We start from the raw sequence: 17,701 nt of genomic DNA on the forward strand, positions 1-17,701 counted from the left end.
GCTGTTTTCAATTTCACCATAGCGGAGCTATGCTAAAATCTCCAAACAGCCTGATTTTCTTGCGATTGCAACACTTCCCGTAAACACGGGACAGGCTTCACCCCTGACTATTGTCAGGACGGAGAAATCCTATTACATAATCCAGGTTAAATGAAGATTTATGGGAGGGACTGTTTTTCAATAATACAGGATGGCGAAAAGCACCTAAGGGATGGGGTTATTATGACTTCAAATCCTTCAGAATCAATGGGGAAGTGATTTTAGAATACAATGGATTCCCATTTTTGGGTTTAACTATTCAAGTGTATAGGAGATGCTTTCTTTTTTTCCATTTTTGCTTATTTCCAAAGTAACCTTTTTGCTTCCAATTTTAGTTTTAGAGGCTACTTTAACAACCACATCAGAAGGGCTTGATCCTTTAAATGGTTCAAGACTTGTAACGAACCTCATGCCTTTCCCCTTACCATTCCATTCTTTCTGAAAAGAAAATGCTGGCCTTGGCTCTTTCTTGGTATAAATAAAGGATACCTGGCCTTCCATAGGGGTTAGGTTAAGGTCTTCGGTCTCATGTGCTTTGATTGAAAGGTTATAGCCCTCATCGAATAAGGTTTTAACAGCAAGCTGATTCTCATCCATGTCTACCTTTCCTGGGGCAAGTTGAAAATTCAGATCGAGTACTCCTTCTGCATCTCCTAAAGCTTCATCGATAATGATAAAGAAGGATTTGTCATAAAAGATCACCGCTCTTCGATGGGTCATTCCCTCATAATTCTGATTTTCCACGACAACAATATCATGTTCATCTCCTGGCTGCCAGAGAAGGACTTTGGGAGCATAGGCTATGTTTTCACCATTTAGCGTGAGCGTTTGGTGAACTTTACTTTGTCTAAACCAAGCTCTCCCTTCAGGATCACCACTATAAATGAAACTTCCTGAATCTGGGGTAAGGTTTCTTCCACCTGCATACAGTTCAAAAGTGCCATTGTCAGGTTGGCTGTGCCCACCACCATCTGGCCCACATTTTAATACCAAGGAAATAGCTGAAGGATCCCAAGCGCTACGCATGGAGTACAAACCACTCTGAGGGTAGGCAAAAGCTGTTTGACTAGGTTTTACTCCTTTTTCACCTTCAGTTCCCACATACATAAAATCAGGTCTGTTAAAAAGTGATGCCCAAGTTTGTAGCTTAGAATAATGCTGTCCCGGAATACCCGTCCATGCATCTCCGAATTGAGGGGATGTGCCATCAGGAAATGCAAGTTTCATTGGCACTTCTGCCATTTTTTCGATCATGGTAAGGTAATCTTCGGAAAACCGATTTCCCATACCATTCATTTGTGCAAGCTCATAAGTTCTTAAAAACCAACTAATGCTTCCCATATGATAACCAAATGCAAGTTCTCTTTGGTGACCATCAGGATAGACTTGTTCATGTATCTCAATGTTAAATCGTCTGATTGCCTCATCCAACCATTGGTCTGATACCTTAAATTCAGGGAAAGTCATGGCAATAAAAGCCATTCCCTCAGCTTCCATTAAAGCCCAGTTGCTTCCAGAGCTGTATTTAGTCATTAAATATTCGCTATGGTCATAAGCACTGCTTAAAAAGAAAACCAGTGCTTCGGGACTGAAATTTGGTGAATGAAGAAAATTGTTAAATACATGGGTCCACCTGTTACCTCGAATACCTGCTTCAATGGATCGCCATGCAAGAGGGTGATCTTTGTCCCTAGGGTTTTTAATCACCCAATCCATAACCTGTTTGTTCCATTCTATGGCAATTTCCTCATTGCGATCCTCTTTGTAAACCTTGCCCATACTTTGCCAGAAAACCATTCTGTTTAGTTGCCATACCCATTCTTTGTCTTTTACTGGTTGGCTTTCCCAATTGATGTCCCAGCCTACAAATTGTGACGGATAAGCAGGCTGACCAACCATGACATGTTTCATGGCATTATTGGTGTGCATACGGTCTTTATCAGAAGCTTGTCCTGTATAGTGATGCTTGTCTGAGGGGTGGTGTACACCGGTTCTTTGCTGGAAGTAATTAAGTAAATACCGTGCTGCTAATAAAGGATTATCGGCCTTGTCCTTTACTTCATCAGGTAAATTAATATGTTGAGCAACCTTATTCCAGTGTTCAATAAATAGATCGTTTGGTACTGTGTTTGCAATGCTTCTTTTGTTGTGTTGTATTAAATTATAAGCCCATGTTTCTTGGATATCTTTCGGATAGTTAATACCCATAGCTCCATTATTACGGATGGTGTTGTTGTCAATTGTTAAATTAATATTGCCAATGTTCAATTGTTCTAAATACAGCCCATTTCTATCATTGCCCTCCAAAAGATTATCTATAATTGCAATTCCTTGTGATTCATTGATTTGAATCCCATCCAATTTGTTTCTGCTGCTTTCATTGTTTGCTATACTTAGTTCTGAACATAAACTGGCCATGACTCCTGAACCCCAAGGGGAATTGCTAAACCTACTGTCACTAATACTAACCTGTTTTGATCGGAATAGGTGCAAATTATGATGCAGCCCTTTTCCTGGGACCACGTTTGAGCCATTGTCACTAAAATCACAATGTGTAATTTTCACATTGGCTACACCTCTTAGTGATACACCATTTTTCGTGAAATTTCTAACCGTAAGGTTTTCGAGGTGAATGTTTCGGATTTTGTTTGGTAAATCAGCTGCTAAAACCAGGCCTTCTCTTCGAGGAGCTGATTGCCTTGCTCGTGCCCTTCTTCCCTGGTTGGGGTCATATTCAGGTTTGGCACTTTCCCTTCCTTCAATTACAAAATTCTTTAATGTAATATTTTCAGCCATAGGGTTTAGGTTACCCACGGTAAGGCCACTTACTTTCTCCTCAAGTAAAAGGATGGTTCCTAGACCTAAACCTTCCAAATGGGTATTGCTCGGTAATTTTAAGGTTTCCTTTAACAGGTGTTGGCCTTTTGCCAGTAAGATCTTTTTCCCAATTTTGCTTCCATTATCAATTGCTTTTTGGATGGATTGTCCAGGGTTTACCTTTATGTATTCATCTTCATTTAATTGATTTAGACCTTTCCTTGCACCAGTTTGTTCTCGGGCATTTTCCAGAGGATCATTGAAGTTTTCGGACATTGCTGATTGTTGAACCGGAGCTCTTTGGGCTTCTAAAAATCCCCAAGTGGAGTTTGGCCTTGTTAAAGCAACAGCTTCTTTGGTAAAGGGCATAGCTATTTTTTTTACATTAGCGTAATGCGAAAAAACGGACTCATAGATGTCTCTGAATTCACCTCTGCCTCTAGTAGAAATGTCTCCGTAAACAGGTACTTCCTCACCAAGCATATACTTTGCCGTGTATTCAAAACCCAGAGCAAGGCGGTTGTCCGCCACTCCATAAAAATCTACCCCTTGGGTCCATGCAATTTGTGCTGCTTTTGCAAACTCACCTAAGCCCAATTGAACATGTGGCCAGTCTCTGGTGGTTTCCTGGATTTGGCCATTGGGGTATATGTATTTGGTAATTCCTCCATTATTAGGTCCCCAGAAATAACGATCGACGGCCCTTTTAAATATATCTGGTCGGTCTGTGAAAATACCTATTCCTAGCATGGTATTGATCATGGCAGCATCCCAGTTTCCATTGGCTTCTGTGAAAAAGTCTTTGATATATGGATAGAATACGGTAAGCATTAATTCCTCAAACTTTTCAATCTCTTTTTGTTCCCAGCCTGAATTACTGTATCGCAGTATCTCTGCGGCATTTAGAAAGTATTGGCCTGTTAGTGCGGCTATCAGTTTGGCATCATTGTCATCAAAGTCCCATAATCGTTCAGACCATGCATTGATGATACCAATGGCATTTTCCGCATGAGACACTTCACCTTTCACGTACCAAAGTAAGGCTTGTCTATAAGCCTCTTTTGCGCTTACTGAAAGCTCTTTATGCCCTTGCCCTTGGCGTCCATAAGAACCTCTGACAACATGAGTGAACGCTTGAACTTCAAAATTGGAATTTGCCTCTTTTTGAAGATTTATAAAGGCTGTTTTCCAAGGTTCTTCTCCTTTTAGGATTTGTGATTTCATATAATCCAAATCTGCTTGGTTCTGAAGAATTCCCGGATGAACGAAGGAGCTGGGGTAAACCAAATCGGAATTGGATTCAATTTGTTGTGCCAGAATGAAAAAACTGGTAAATATTAAAATAGAAAATAAGGTAATAGAAAGATGGATCGGTCTCATGGGTTAATTGGCGCTTTGTTCAAGAAATGAAAATATACGGGTATACATTCAAAAATGAAAGCATTATTGTAATGTCCGATGTAGGCCAATGCACTTTAATAATGATACATGAGAAGGAAGACATTGTTAGAGGGGTGTTTCATTGGTTAAACCCGAAATAGGCAATAGACAATCTATTACGTGTTTAAATCGCTTCAAAATCAGCCACTTCGTTGCTGTTTTCAATTTCACCATAGCGTTGCTATGCTAAAATCTCCAAACAGCCTGATTTTCTTGCGATTGAAACACTTCCCGTAAACACGGGACAGGCTTCACCCCTGACTATTGTCAGGACGGAGAAATCCTATTACATAATCCGGGTTAAACATTATTGAGTTTATTCAACTGATTACCAAATAGATGTTAATTGTCTAAAGCTTAGATCTCATTCTATTTGAATTTGGTCTAAGCTTTAGCTTATTTAAAAATTGAAGCATTGATTTAGTAAGAATGGTTTTGGGCTTTGTGAAATAAAGGCTTGCCAGTTGGTGAATAGATAAAATAAGTAGTGATTTTTTATTGTAATTTAAGGTGAAAATTTGTTTTAAATAATAGAATTTAATACATTTTATGGTTGTTATTAAGTTTTAATTATCCATATGTAAATTGGTTTTACATTAAATTTTCATAAACGGTTAAAATCTTATATATGTGATGACTTATTCCTGATGATTGTCATTATTTACTATCCAAACACTTGAATTTATTTATTCTTAAACCTCAAATCAATGAAGAAATTATTACTTGTTAGAAGTAGGGTTTATTTACCCTATACCAGATGGGCTTTTTCTAGCCTTATTGTTTTGCTAATATTTCTGTTTTCACCCGTTTTCGGGTACGGTAACACCAATTCGATTAAACCTGTTTATGTAAACGATTGGAGAGCAGAGATATCTGGGACTGTAGTAGATGCAAATGGAGAGCCCATTCCAGGAGTCACAGTTTCGGTACCCGGTACTGGCATTGGTACAGCCACAGATTTAGATGGGAAATATACCTTAAATGTAGATGAGGGTGCCACAATTGTATTTTCATTTATTGGATTTGTTTCCCAAAGGATCCAGATTTCCGACCAAAGCATTGTTAACATTACTTTACTAGAAGATACCTCTTCTCTAGATGAGGTGGTGGTAGTAGGTTATGGCACCCAAAAAAGAGAAAACTTAACGGGTGCAGTTTCTTCAGTTAACTTTGATGAGGAGCTTCAGAACAGGCCAATTACCAATGCTTCTCAGGCATTAAGTGGACAGGTGCCGGGTGTTTGGATAAGTCAAAACTCAGGAAAACCCGGGAGTGATGGTGCTCAAATTCGTGTTAGAGGATGGGGTACATTAAACAATTCAAATCCATTGATACTTGTAGATGGCGTAGAGGCTTCCATAAATGAAATCAATCCTAATGATATCGAAAGTATGACGGTATTGAAGGATGCTGCTAGTTCTGCCATTTATGGATCTAGAGCAGCAAATGGAGTGGTTTTAATTACTCTTAAATCGGGGAAATTTGGAGAAAGGACCAGTGTGAATATAGGTAGTTATGTTGGGCAGCAAAGTCTTGGAAGGCGCTATAATATTATAGAAAATAGTGCGGAATATATGGGGATGTGGAACCAGGCCTTAGCCAATCAAGGAGGTAGCGCATTGTTTCCTGAGTCAGTGATAAACGATTTTAAAAACGGAAGTGATCCATACGTTTATCCCAATACCAATTTCTTTGATGAAGTGTTTAGAAAGGCTCCCATTACAGAACACAATGTATCTGTAAAAGGTGGCTCTGAGCAGACCAAGTTTTATGTATCCATGAACTACCTTAATCAGGATGGGATTATGCTTAATTCCAATTCAAGTAGATACGGACTTACTTTAAATCTGGAATCGAAATTAAAAGACTGGTTAACCATCGGTGGTCGTATTAATGGTATCAAAAAATCATCTGAAGAACCATTTAACATAGGACGAATGATGTATATTTTCGCCAATGGTGGCTATCCTTTTACAGCGCCATATACTGAAGACGGTAGATTTGGATCTGTCCAGGCAATTAACAGCAGTGGAAATACAATTGTAGGCAATAGAAATCCATTAATAGAAACAGCCAATGGGCTTTCTCTTACAGAAAACAATTTCTTCAAAATGAATGTTTTTGCAGACATTGATTTCACTGATTACTTGACTTTGAAGGCCAATTTTACTTCACAGTACAATAGTAATTTGAGAGACCGACACAACAATTTGGTTTATGGATATACCAATACAGGGGTAGAAGGAAAAAACCTGGATTACCTTACCATTTTGGAGGCTAGTAGAGAGAACGTTCAAAGCAATTATAACACCTTATTCTCTACCTTGAACTTTAACAAAACCTTTAATGAAATTCATAATATCTCTGCCATTGCTGGTATTCAAATAGAGAGTACTGTAATCAAAGACGTATATGGTAGAAGGTCAGACCCACCAAAAGAGGGGATGATTCAGGTAGATGCTGGAACCGCAGGTTTTCAAGCCAATGGAAACATGAGTGAACTCAGAATGATGTCTTATTTTGGTCGTGTAAATTATGCTTTATCAGACAAGTACCTTTTTGAAATGAACCTTAGAGCGGATGGTAGTTCTAGGTTTAAAGAAGACTATCGATGGGGTGTGTTTCCAGCATTTTCAGCAGGTTGGAGACTTGGCGAAGAAGCCTTTATGAAAAGCCAAAATTTAATATCAGACCTTAAAATACGCGCATCCTGGGGGCAACTGGGAAATCAGAATATCAATTCCTACTGGCCATACCTAGCTGTAGTAAATCAAACCAATGGACTTAGCTACAATTTTTCAGGAAGTTTTGCGCCTGGAGCGGGCATTACTGCTCTTGTGGATGAGAGCATTGGATGGGAAACTTCGGTTACAACAGATTTGGGAGTTGAATTTGGTTTGTTAGACAATAGGATTTTTGTAGAAGCAGATTACTTCATGAAAACGACGAACGATATCATAGTTCAATTGCCTATACCATCAATTCTCGGGGGGGTAAGTGCACCTTTTGAAAACGTAGGAGAAATGACCAACAATGGTTTTGAATTTAATATCAACTACTCAAAGTTGGCTAAAGATAGAGATGATGTAGGTTATAATATAGGTGTTAACATGACTTATATCGTAAACCAGGTAACCAAATTCAGAGAAAATTCCCCCGATCAATTGTACTTGATTCGCGAAGGGTACTCTTATCGTGAGTTGTATGGATATAAGGCCATAGGGATTTATCAAACTGATCAGGAAGCCTCAGAACACATGTCTGCCAATGGGTATATTCCACAGGCAGGTGAATTGAAATATGAGGATGTAAATAATGATGGTCGTCTAGGTTTTGAAGATAAAATGGCTTTGGGGAATACCATCCCTAAATATACCTTTGGTATTACGCCAAGTGTTAATTATAAAGGTTTTGATTTAAGTACTGTGATCATGGGAATAGCTGGGGCAAATGTTTATACCCAGAATGCTTGGACCCAACCTTTGGGGATTTCCGGAGGAACAATCACTGAAAAATGGAGAGATGCTTGGACGGTTGACAATAAAAGTACAACAGTACCAAGGATTTCAATAAGTGATACATGGAGAAGTGAAGCATCTTCATATTGGGTTAGCGATATTTCATTTGTTAAGCTCAGAAATATCCAGTTGGGTTATACTTTCTCTTCTGCTTTAACAGAAAGACTTGGACTTCAAAAACTATATGTTTATGGGAATGCCCAGAATATAGGTTCGTTAGTGTCCAAAGACTATGAGGGATTTGACCCCGAAAGAAACACCTTTGATTCGGGGGATAATTTTTATCCTTTACCAAAAATTCTTTCTCTTGGTGTCAATATTAATCTATAAGCATTATGAAAACGATAAAGATATTTAAAATAAATTTTGTAGTCCTGGGCATGCTTCTTTTTAGTAGCTGTGGTGAGGAATTTCTTGCAGTATATCCTACAGACAGGATTACAACGGTTTCATTTTGGCAGAATGAAAATGATGTTAAATTGGCCTTAAATGGTATCTATAGTGTTTTGAAACATAGAGGAGTATATGGTTCAGGGCCGACTTTTGATGCCATCACACCCTATGCTTATCAGTGGGCACATTGGAATGGTTTGGAAAAGCAAATTGGAAACGGTTCAATTACCGCAAGTACTACAGGAGGTTTAGTAGATGAGCGATGGACAATGTGCTATAGGATCATTAATTTCTCCAATGATTTTATTGCCAATTTAGAAAATGTTGATCTTCCTGCAGATAAAAAAGCCACCTATTTGGGAGAGGTACATTTTCTCAGAGGGATTGCTTATGCCCTATTAGCGGATGCTTATGGTGGTGTACCCATCATATTAACCAAGTTAAATACTCAGGAAGTAACCGAACTAAGTAGAAATACCCTGGAGGAAACATGGGCGCAGGCCATTTCAGATTATGATATAGCGATTCAAAATTCAGAACCTGTAAGCTATGAATTGGGTAGGGTTACCAAAGGTGCCGCTTTGGGTATGAAAATGAGGGCTTATTTGTATCAAAATAAATACACTGAAGTCTTGCAAATGGTCGAGCAAATTGATGCCTTGGGAATGTATGATTTATTTCCAAGCTATGAAGGACTCTTTAAGCTGGACAATGAGAACAATGAAGAGGTTTTATTTGATATTCAGTACATAGCTGGTGAACAAGGCCAGGGAAATTTCTTTGCATGGCTGGCCCTTCCAGGTGGTGTGGCTGCCGCAGGAGCGAGTGATCCTGCTCCTACGCAACATATTATAGACGAATATGAAATGATCGATGGTTCAGCCGTTGATCCTAACAATGAGTTTGAGGGAAGGGATCCAAGATTGGATTTTACGATATTAAGGCCTGGAGCAACTTTTGAGGGTAGGTTATATCCTTCAGAAGTTCCTAATCATACAGGACAAAGGGTAGGGTTTGGATTACGAAAAAATGTTGGAGAAGGAATTCCTTTACTTAGTCCTAGGGTTTCACCATTGAATTTTATCGTATTACGATATGCTGATGTGTTGCTGGCAAAAGCTGAGGCGCTTATTGAAACCAATCAAAATATACCTGAAGCCATTGGCATTATTAATAGAATAAGAACGGAACGAACCGATGTTACAATTACTTCTTTGCCAACTGATCTTTCTCAAGAGGCTGCTAGAGAGAAGTTAAGACATGAGCGCGTTGTGGAGTTTTTTGGAGAAGGAATTTTATGGGCTGATATTAAAAGATGGAAAATTGGTCAAGACCTTTATCCTGTCGATATTAAGGCTGCTGATGGAGGTTTGATTGAGGTGAAATTTCCAAATGGATACGAAGATAGACACAACCTATTGCCTATTCCAGACAATGAAATTTCTTTCAATAAAAATTTAGAACAAAATCCAGGTTGGTAAATATTTAGCCGCTTGGATTTATACCCCTTAAGTATTAAGATCGATTATTTGCTTATCGGATAACAATTGTCATGACCGGAAGTTTTGTGCATTGTCCTTACAAACACAAATACTTCAGGTCATGACATTTTCATTAAATAATATAAAGGCAATTCGTATATTAGATTGAATAATTTTGCCAATCGTGTCAAAAATGAACAAAGGTCTTTTATTAAAAATAGCTATTCTATTAACCATTTTTTTGGTTGTTATTTGGGTTGTCCCTTTTAATCAGCCCATTGAGTTTTCGGAGGAAGTGGAAGAACAATTACCAGAAATGGTGGATTTCAACTTGCACATTAAACCCATTTTGTCTGACCGGTGTTTTGCCTGCCATGGGCCGGATGTCAACAAAAGAGAGGCCAATTTAAGATTGGATGTGGAAGCTGATGCACTTGACTTAATTGGGGAGAACAAAGACCATTATGCTTTAGTGCCTGGAAATCCTATGAAAAGTGGTGTCTACCTACGGATAGTTTCAGAAGAGGCAGACCTGAAAATGCCACCTGCTGAATCTAACTTAAAACTTTCTGAAACGGAGATCGCACTAATTACTCGATGGATCGAACAAGGTGCCAAATACAAGCCCCACTGGTCCTTTATTCCCCCTCAAAAAATAAATGCCCCCACCCTGGATGATAAAGCTTTGTCATGGGCTGAAAATGAAATAGACCATTTTGTCTATGCTAAAATGCTTACAAAAGGACTGGAACCATCAGAAAAAGCGAGCAAGGAAACCCTGATCAGAAGACTTTCTTTCGACCTTACTGGTTTGCCACCCTCCATGGAAGAAGTGGAGAGTTTTTTAAACGATAACTCCAAAGAAGCTTACCTAAAGTTGGTGGATAAATACTTACAATCCCCACATTATGGCGAAAGGTTGGCCTCTAAATGGTTGGACCTGGCCAGGTATGCAGATTCTAATGGGTATCAAGATGATGGAATGAGGAATATGTGGCCTTGGAGAGATTGGGTAATAAAAGCATTCAACGAAAACTTATCCTATGATGATTTCATTCTCTGGCAATTGGCCGGAGACCTATTGCCAAACCCGACCTACGACCAAATTCTCGCAACAGGATTTAACCGCAACCATCCACAGAGTCAGGAAGGAGGGATTATTCCAGAGGAGTATCGTGTAGAATATGTCGCTGACCGTACCAATACTCTTGGCAAAGCATTTTTAGGATTGTCTACAGAGTGTGCTAGATGTCATGACCACAAATATGACCCCATATCCCAAAAGGAATATTTCCAGTTATATGCATTTTTTAATAATATCAATGAAACAGGTCAAGTGCCTTATGTAGGTGATGCTAGTCCTACCTTGATCCTGAAAGACGATGAAGAAGTAGAGAAAAAAATTGCCTATATCAATGGAGAAATTCGGAAAAAAGAAACAACTATTGATAGTGTTAAAAATCAGGCTTCAAAATCCTTTGAAAATTGGTTGGCTAATCTGAATGCTCAATCAAATTCTCAATTTACAATAAAAGGTCAAATCGGGCATTATCCACTTGATAAACCAATGGATAATAAATTTAAAAACCTAGCCAATAAGAACAAGCCGGCAGACATGGTGGTTATTCAAAAAGACAAAGAGATTTTAACTGTGGAGGGGAAATTTGGCAAAGGAATACAATTGGTAGGGGATAGTTATGTTGACTTAGGTCCAGATATAGCTTATTTTGAAAGGAGCGACCCTTTTTCTATAAGTTTATGGTACAAAGCAATAGAGGACAGTTTAAATGGACCGATTTTTTCCAAGACTGGAGGTTTTGCAAATGGTTTTAGAGGTTACGAATTGTTGATTAGAGAAGATGGAAGTTTGGCCGCCTTGATGAGCCATACTTGGCCAGCAAATGCCATTGAAGTTCATACCGAGGAAAAAGTGCCTGTTGGGGAATGGGTGCACCTTGTTATGACTTATGATGGATCAAGTAAGGCTGCTGGTTTGCAGATTTATATGAATGGGAAACGTTTAGGACGTAAGGTTCTTACCGACCATTTGAAGCAAAGCATTTTGGCCTATGGCAAAGAAAAAAGGGGTATTGGTCATTCTGGGAATTTACAGATTGGAAAACGAGGGACCAATTTTGCAGAAACATTAGACCATTCCCTTGTGGATGAAATCCGGGTTTTCGACCGAAAACTAACAGCTATTGAAACCCAAATGTTGGCAGGAATCCAAGACCCAATTTTGAGCAATTTAAAGGAGGGAAACAATTCAGCTTTACAGGACTATTATTTTTCTGTGGTAAATCAACATTACCAAAATCAAACACAATCCTTGCACAAACTTCGGAAAAAAGAAAACGAATTAATAAGCGCTAAGCCTGAAGTCATGGTTATGAGGGAGAGGAGTGAAGAAAGAAAGACTTTTATTCTAGACAGAGGGGTTTATGATGCCCCTACTGAACAGGTTTTTCCCCATACTCCAGCTGTATTGTTTGCTTTTCCTGAAGAGCTTCCTAAAAATAGATTGGGATTGGCCAAATGGCTTCTTCATAAAGAAAATCCATTAACTGCCAGGGTAGTGGTCAATCAATACTGGGAAATGATATTTGGAAGAGGGATTGTAGCAACACCTGATGACTTTGGAAACCAAGGTGAGTTTCCTTCTCATCCTGAATTATTAGATTGGCTTGCAGTGAATTTCATGGAGACAGGATGGGATCTTAAGCAATTACTAAAATTGATGGTAAGTTCAGCTACTTATCAGCAATCTTCTATTTTAAAGGAGAATGTTAGGGAAAAAGATCCTTCAAATATATGGCTTTCAAGAGCCAATGCCTCCCGTCTTCCCGCGGAAATGGTTCGGGATCAGGCTTTGGCTTCAAGTGGTTTATTAGTTCCAAAAATTGGTGGAGAAAGTGTGAAACCTTATCAACCCAAGGGACTATGGAGGGAGTTGACTGCTGAATATGCAAATGAATACATTGAAGATACAGGAGATAATTTGTACAGAAGAAGCCTTTATACCATTTGGAAACGAAGTGCACCTCCTCCTTCGATGATTAATTTTGACGCTTCCGATAAATATGTGTGTATCATCAAGAGGCAAAATACCAATACCCCACTGCAGGCGCTGGTGCTTATGAATGATCCCCAATACATAGAAGCCTCCAGGGTCCTCGCAGAAAAGATGTTAATAGATGGAGGAGTTGAGACTTCAGATCAGTTAAAATATGGTTTTAGAGCAATCACAAGTAGGAACCCTGAACCTAAGGAATTGATGATTTTGGAGGAATTGTACCAAAATGAGCTTGCCGAATTTCAACGCGCTCCTCATGAGGCCGATAGTTTGCTTCAAGTTGGGGAATATGGTAGAGATAAAAGCCTACCCAAGGAAAAATTGGCAGCCTTTACGCTGGTTAATTCCACTTTAATGAATTACGATGAAGCCATCTATAAACGATAAGCGGATTTTAACGAGTGGAGACACTATCTTGTAAATGCATAGGGTTTAGAAATAATAAATTAAGGATATGAGTTTATTACATGATCCAAATATGGATCGCCGTCAGTTTTTAACTAAAACTAGCCTAGGTTTAGGAAGTGTGGCCCTGTCTTCCTTATTGGATCCTGGAAATCTTTTGGCCAATATTGGAGCTGATAAACAGGCTGGCTTAGGCAGGCTTCCTTTAGTGCCGAAAGCCAAGCGGGTTATCTTTCTTTTTCAAAGTGGAGGTCCCTCTCAAATGGAACTGTTTGATTATAAACCATTGCTTAATGAGCGTTTTGGTCAGGAGTTGCCTGCATCAATAAGGGCTGGGCAACGGTTAACAGGTATGACATCAAGTCAAAATTCATTTCCTCTAGCCGGCTCAGTGTTTGATTTTGCTCAATATGGACAAAGTGGTGCCTGGGTAAGTGAATTGATGCCACATACAGCAAAAATTGTAGATGAATTGTGTTTTGTGAAATCTATGCACACGGACGCAATAAACCATGATCCTGCCATTACCTTTTTTCAAACTGGATCACAGTTAAGTGGTAGACCTTCTATGGGCTCCTGGATAAGTTATGGTTTGGGTAGTGACAATAAGAATCTTCCTGAATTTTGTGTTTTACTTTCGAGAGGCAAGGCTGGGGGCCAACCGCTATATGCAAAATTATGGGGGAGTGGGTTTTTACCATCTTTGCATCAGGGAGTGCAGTTTAGGTCTGGAAAAGACCCTGTGCTTTATCTGAATAATCCCAATGGGTTAAGCGCTAAGAGCCGTAGAAGGATGCTAGATGCACTGAAGGACCTTCATGATATAAAGTATGACAAAGTGATGGATCCGGAAATCAATTCCAGAATTTCTCAATATGAAATGGCTTACAGGATGCAGTCCTCTGTACCTGACACAATGAATATATCAAATGAGCCGGATTATATTTACGACATGTATGGTCCAGATTCCAGAAAACCTGGAACATTTGCTGCCAACTGCCTTTTGGCCAGAAGGTTGGCAGAAAAAGATGTCAAGTTTATTCAACTCTACCACCAGGGTTGGGATCAACATGGGAACTTACCACGTGACATTAAAATCATGAGTAAAAGTGTAGACCAGGCAGGCGCTGCTTTGGTGATGGATTTAAAACAAAGAGGATTGCTAGAAGATACTCTAGTGGTATGGGGTGGTGAATTCGGTCGAACCAATTATTCTCAAGGAAAATTAACATTAGACAATTATGGAAGAGATCATCATCCAAGGTGTTTTACCATGTGGATGGCTGGTGGTGGTGTAAAAAAAGGGTACACTCACGGAGAAACATGCGAATTTGGGTACAATATTGTGAAAAATCCGGTTCATGTGCATGATTTTCAGGCAACATTGCTCCACTTGTTGGGCGTGGACCATGAAAAATTAATTTTCAAACACCAGGGGAGGCGATTTAGGCTTACAGATGTAAGTGGGCATGTCGTTCATGATATTATCAGTTAAAATCTAGATTTTTACAAAAACAAGATAAACAAACCACCAAATGACGAAAATAGAAAGAAGGTCTTTTATCAAAGGCGCGGCAGCAGTATCTGCCATTACAATTTTGAAACCAAGTACGGTTTTTGGCACAAAAGCCAATTCAGCAATTCAGCTTGGTATAATCGGTTGTGGAAATAGAGGGACATCTGTAATCACTGCAATGTCAAAACATACAAATGTTAATATCATGGCGATGGCTGATCTGTTTGATGACCAGCTTAAAGTGGCCAAAGAAAAACTGGACGGACTAAATAAGGACAAGGGATTTGGGGAAATTGATCCAAAAAACATTTACCAAGGGTCGAAAGCTTATATGGAGCTTTTAAACAATAATGATGTGGAAGCGGTATTAATCTCGTCACCAGCCTATACCCATCCTGAATTTGTAGAAGCTGCTATTGCAGCAGGAAAACACATTTACTGTGAAAAACCTGTAGCTATAGATGTAGAAGGGGTAAAGCGAATAGAGAAAGCTGGAAGTACCATTAACGGGAAATTGAGTATGGTCGTGGGTTTCCAAATCCGACATGCCACTGCCTACCAAGAGATGGTTAAGAGAGTCCAGGAGGGGGCTATAGGAGATGTGGTAACGGCTCAATTGTATTACCTTGCTTCAGGACTTCCACTTAAACCTATAGACAATATGTCTAAATCAGAGGCAATGATTCGTAACCAGTTTCATTTTAGATCCCTGTCTGGAGGGATTCTATTGGACCAAGGAATCCATATGCTTGATGTTTGTAGTTGGGCCTTGCAAAGAAAACCTATTATGGCCATGGGTTCTGGAGGTAGAGATCACAACGATGCCTTTGGTGATGCTTGGAACAATTATCAAGTGATTTATAAATATCCAGACAATATCAGGGTGAGTTTTCATTCAACGCAGTTGGGACCTACTTTTGGAGATGTTTGCGCTCGTTTTATTGGTAGCAAAGGAATAGCAACGGCCCATTATAGCGGAGGTGTATTTATAGATGGAGAGCAGGCTTGGGATTCTGGAGTGATTCGACATGAAAGTGCCAACGAAGATCGAAGCCAACGTGCGGCTGGAGTTTTTACTTCCTCTTTGCATGATTCCAATGAAAATAAAGTCAAAAGTTTCATAGGAAGTATAAATTCAGGTAAATTCTTAAATGAATCAGCCTCAGGCGCGACTTCTACCTATACCGCAATTTTGGGCAGGATGGCCGCTGAAAAAGGTGAGCCCGTTTCTTGGCAGTCTATGCAAAACTCTAATGAAAGTATAAATCCAAATCTAAATTTGCCTCAATTTGGTTGAGTTTAACCCGAAACATGGAATAGTTTTCTTTTGCATGTTTCGGGTTACTTTTTATAATCACCGAAGTTTGATTTAAAATGATTGTAAAATTTACTAAATGGAAATTTTCCCAATTTTTCCGCATGTGTGAAGGTAGGGTCTAGGTTTCGTGGGTTTAGCTTTTTAGGGGAGTAAGACTTTTTATTGCTGGATGTATTTCTTAAACCCGGATTATGTAATAGGATTTCTCCGCCCTGACAAGGTCAGGGGTGATGCCTGTCCCGTGTTTACGGATAGTGTTGCAATCGCAAGAAAATCAGGCTATATGAAGATTTTAGCATAGCACCGCTATGGTGAAATTGAAAACAGCAACGAAGTGGCTGATTTTGAAGCGATTTCAGCACGTAATAGATTGTCTATTGCCTATTTCGGGTTAAACCCACTCGTTTGTGCGTTTTTATGAAATTTGACCTAACTCGGGTTAATAATAGTACCGACTAAAGTTTATTAAATCTTTAAGGCAAGCTTTCACCATTCTCCATTGATATAACATCTTCGCCAAAAAATTGACAAGGAAAAGCTTTCATTTATCGGGTTTTGTCAAAAATACCTTAATTTTGAAATGGTCAACAGCAACGAGTTTATCCGTTTTATTTTTAGTTTAAACGATTATAATTATTCACACATAATTATTTAATAAATAATTGAGGTAAGATTTAAAGCATGAAAAAATTTAATTCAAGTCAGGTAAATTGGGGAGTAATCGGTGCCGGAAGTGTATGCGAGAAAAAAAGCGCTCCTGCCATGAATAAAGTAAGCGATTCATCAGTAGTAGCAGTGATGCGAAGAAATGCAGACAAGGCAAAAGATTATGCTGAAAGACATGGTATAGCCAAATGGTATGATGATGCCGATGCACTGATAAATGACAAAGAAGTTAATGCTGTTTATATTGCAACGCCACCTAGCTCTCATTTAGAGCTTACCAGAAAGGCTGCTAATGCTGGTAAACCTGTCTATGTAGAAAAGCCAATGGCTAGAAATCATGCGGAATGTTTAGAAATGATTAAAATATGTGAAGATGCTGGGGTACCACTTTTTGTTGCTTATTACCGTAGAACGCTTCCCAATTTTTTAAAAGTTAAGCGTTTAATTGAAGAAGGAGAAATCGGAGAGCCTAGGTATGTTAGTATTACAATAAACCAAGCCAAACACCCAGATGTTTTAACAGATGCATCCAATTGGAGGATAGATCCGGATGTTGCAGGAGGTGGTTATTTTTATGATTTAGGTTCTCATCAACTGGATTATTTCGATTTTCTTTTTGGTCCCATAAAAGAGGTTAACGGTATTGCTACCAATCAATCTGGTCAATACCCTGCAGAGGATATTGTCTTGGGCAATTTCTCTTTTGAAAGCGGTGTATTAGGCACTGGAAACTGGTGTTATTCTACAAGTAATACATCCCAAAAGGATGAGATCGTCATTATTGGGAGTAAAGGTGAAATAAGATTCCCTTGTTTTTGGGGTACCCATGTCACCTTGAAAAGAGATGGTAAAGAGGATGAGGTTTTCCAATTTGAAATGCCGGAAAATATTCAATTTTACCTTATCCAATCAATTGTAAATGAGTTGCTAGGTAAAGGTGAGGAATGCCCAAGTACTGGCATTTCTGCGGCTAGGACCAACTGGGTCATGGAACAAATGGTAAAGAATTTTTATTAATTTAAAATATAGCATAAA

7 protein-coding genes are annotated in these 17,701 nt (G+C 39.0%); 6 read left to right on the plus strand and 1 reads right to left on the minus strand.

What is annotated here, in order from left to right; all coding sequences use genetic code 11:
- Window positions 1-294: 294 nt before the first annotated feature.
- Window positions 295-4,236 carry a heparinase II/III family protein gene (locus AC13EX_RS16010; RefSeq protein ID WP_482893456.1) on the minus strand — a complete coding sequence of 1,314 codons (3,942 nt, stop codon included), beginning with the start codon at window positions 4,234-4,236 and terminating at the stop codon, window positions 295-297.
- 767 nt (window positions 4,237-5,003) lie between these two features.
- On the opposite strand from AC13EX_RS16010, the gene AC13EX_RS16015 reads away from it, so the two are divergent.
- The 6 genes from AC13EX_RS16015 (at window position 5,004) to AC13EX_RS16040 (ending at window position 17,683) form a co-directional block, all read left to right on the plus strand.
- The gene (locus AC13EX_RS16015) at window positions 5,004-8,144 is read left to right on the plus strand and encodes a SusC/RagA family TonB-linked outer membrane protein (protein ID WP_339712467.1); all 3,141 of its coding nucleotides are present in this window, start codon (window positions 5,004-5,006) and stop codon (window positions 8,142-8,144) included.
- A gap of 5 nt (window positions 8,145-8,149) precedes the next feature.
- Window positions 8,150-9,688 (plus strand): RagB/SusD family nutrient uptake outer membrane protein, encoded by a 1,539-nt coding sequence (locus tag AC13EX_RS16020; RefSeq protein ID WP_339712470.1) that lies wholly within the window; start codon window positions 8,150-8,152, stop codon window positions 9,686-9,688.
- 193 nt (window positions 9,689-9,881) lie between these two features.
- Window positions 9,882-13,148, plus strand: coding sequence for a DUF1553 domain-containing protein (locus AC13EX_RS16025; RefSeq protein WP_482893457.1), 3,267 nt, complete (start codon window positions 9,882-9,884; stop codon window positions 13,146-13,148).
- Window positions 13,149-13,215: 67 nt separating this feature from the next.
- On the plus strand, window positions 13,216-14,661 hold the full coding sequence (locus AC13EX_RS16030; RefSeq protein WP_482893458.1) for a DUF1501 domain-containing protein: 1,446 nt from the start codon (window positions 13,216-13,218) through the stop codon (window positions 14,659-14,661).
- Window positions 14,662-14,701: 40 nt separating this feature from the next.
- Window positions 14,702-15,979 carry a Gfo/Idh/MocA family protein gene (locus tag AC13EX_RS16035; protein WP_482893459.1) on the plus strand — a complete coding sequence of 426 codons (1,278 nt, stop codon included), beginning with the start codon at window positions 14,702-14,704 and terminating at the stop codon, window positions 15,977-15,979.
- A gap of 702 nt (window positions 15,980-16,681) precedes the next feature.
- Complete coding sequence (locus AC13EX_RS16040; protein WP_482893460.1) at window positions 16,682-17,683, plus strand: Gfo/Idh/MocA family protein; 1,002 nt, start codon at window positions 16,682-16,684, stop codon at window positions 17,681-17,683.
- The last annotated feature ends 18 nt before the right edge of the window (window positions 17,684-17,701 follow it).

This window comes from Cyclobacterium sp. L-R, assembly GCF_056859355.1.

Bases quoted from the DNA above. Each gene is read 5' to 3' on its own strand.
- AC13EX_RS16035 (WP_482893459.1), top strand. From the start codon at position 14,702: ATGACGAAAATAGAAAGAAGGTCTTTTATCAAAGGCGCGGCAGCAGTA.
- AC13EX_RS16015 (WP_339712467.1), top strand. From the start codon at position 5,004: ATGAAGAAATTATTACTTGTTAGAAGTAGGGTTTATTTACCCTATACC.
- AC13EX_RS16040 (WP_482893460.1), top strand. From the start codon at position 16,682: ATGAAAAAATTTAATTCAAGTCAGGTAAATTGGGGAGTAATCGGTGCC.
- AC13EX_RS16030 (WP_482893458.1), top strand. From the start codon at position 13,216: ATGAGTTTATTACATGATCCAAATATGGATCGCCGTCAGTTTTTAACT.
- AC13EX_RS16025 (WP_482893457.1), top strand. From the start codon at position 9,882: ATGAACAAAGGTCTTTTATTAAAAATAGCTATTCTATTAACCATTTTT.
- AC13EX_RS16010 (WP_482893456.1), bottom strand. From the start codon at position 4,236: ATGAGACCGATCCATCTTTCTATTACCTTATTTTCTATTTTAATATTT.
- AC13EX_RS16020 (WP_339712470.1), top strand. From the start codon at position 8,150: ATGAAAACGATAAAGATATTTAAAATAAATTTTGTAGTCCTGGGCATG.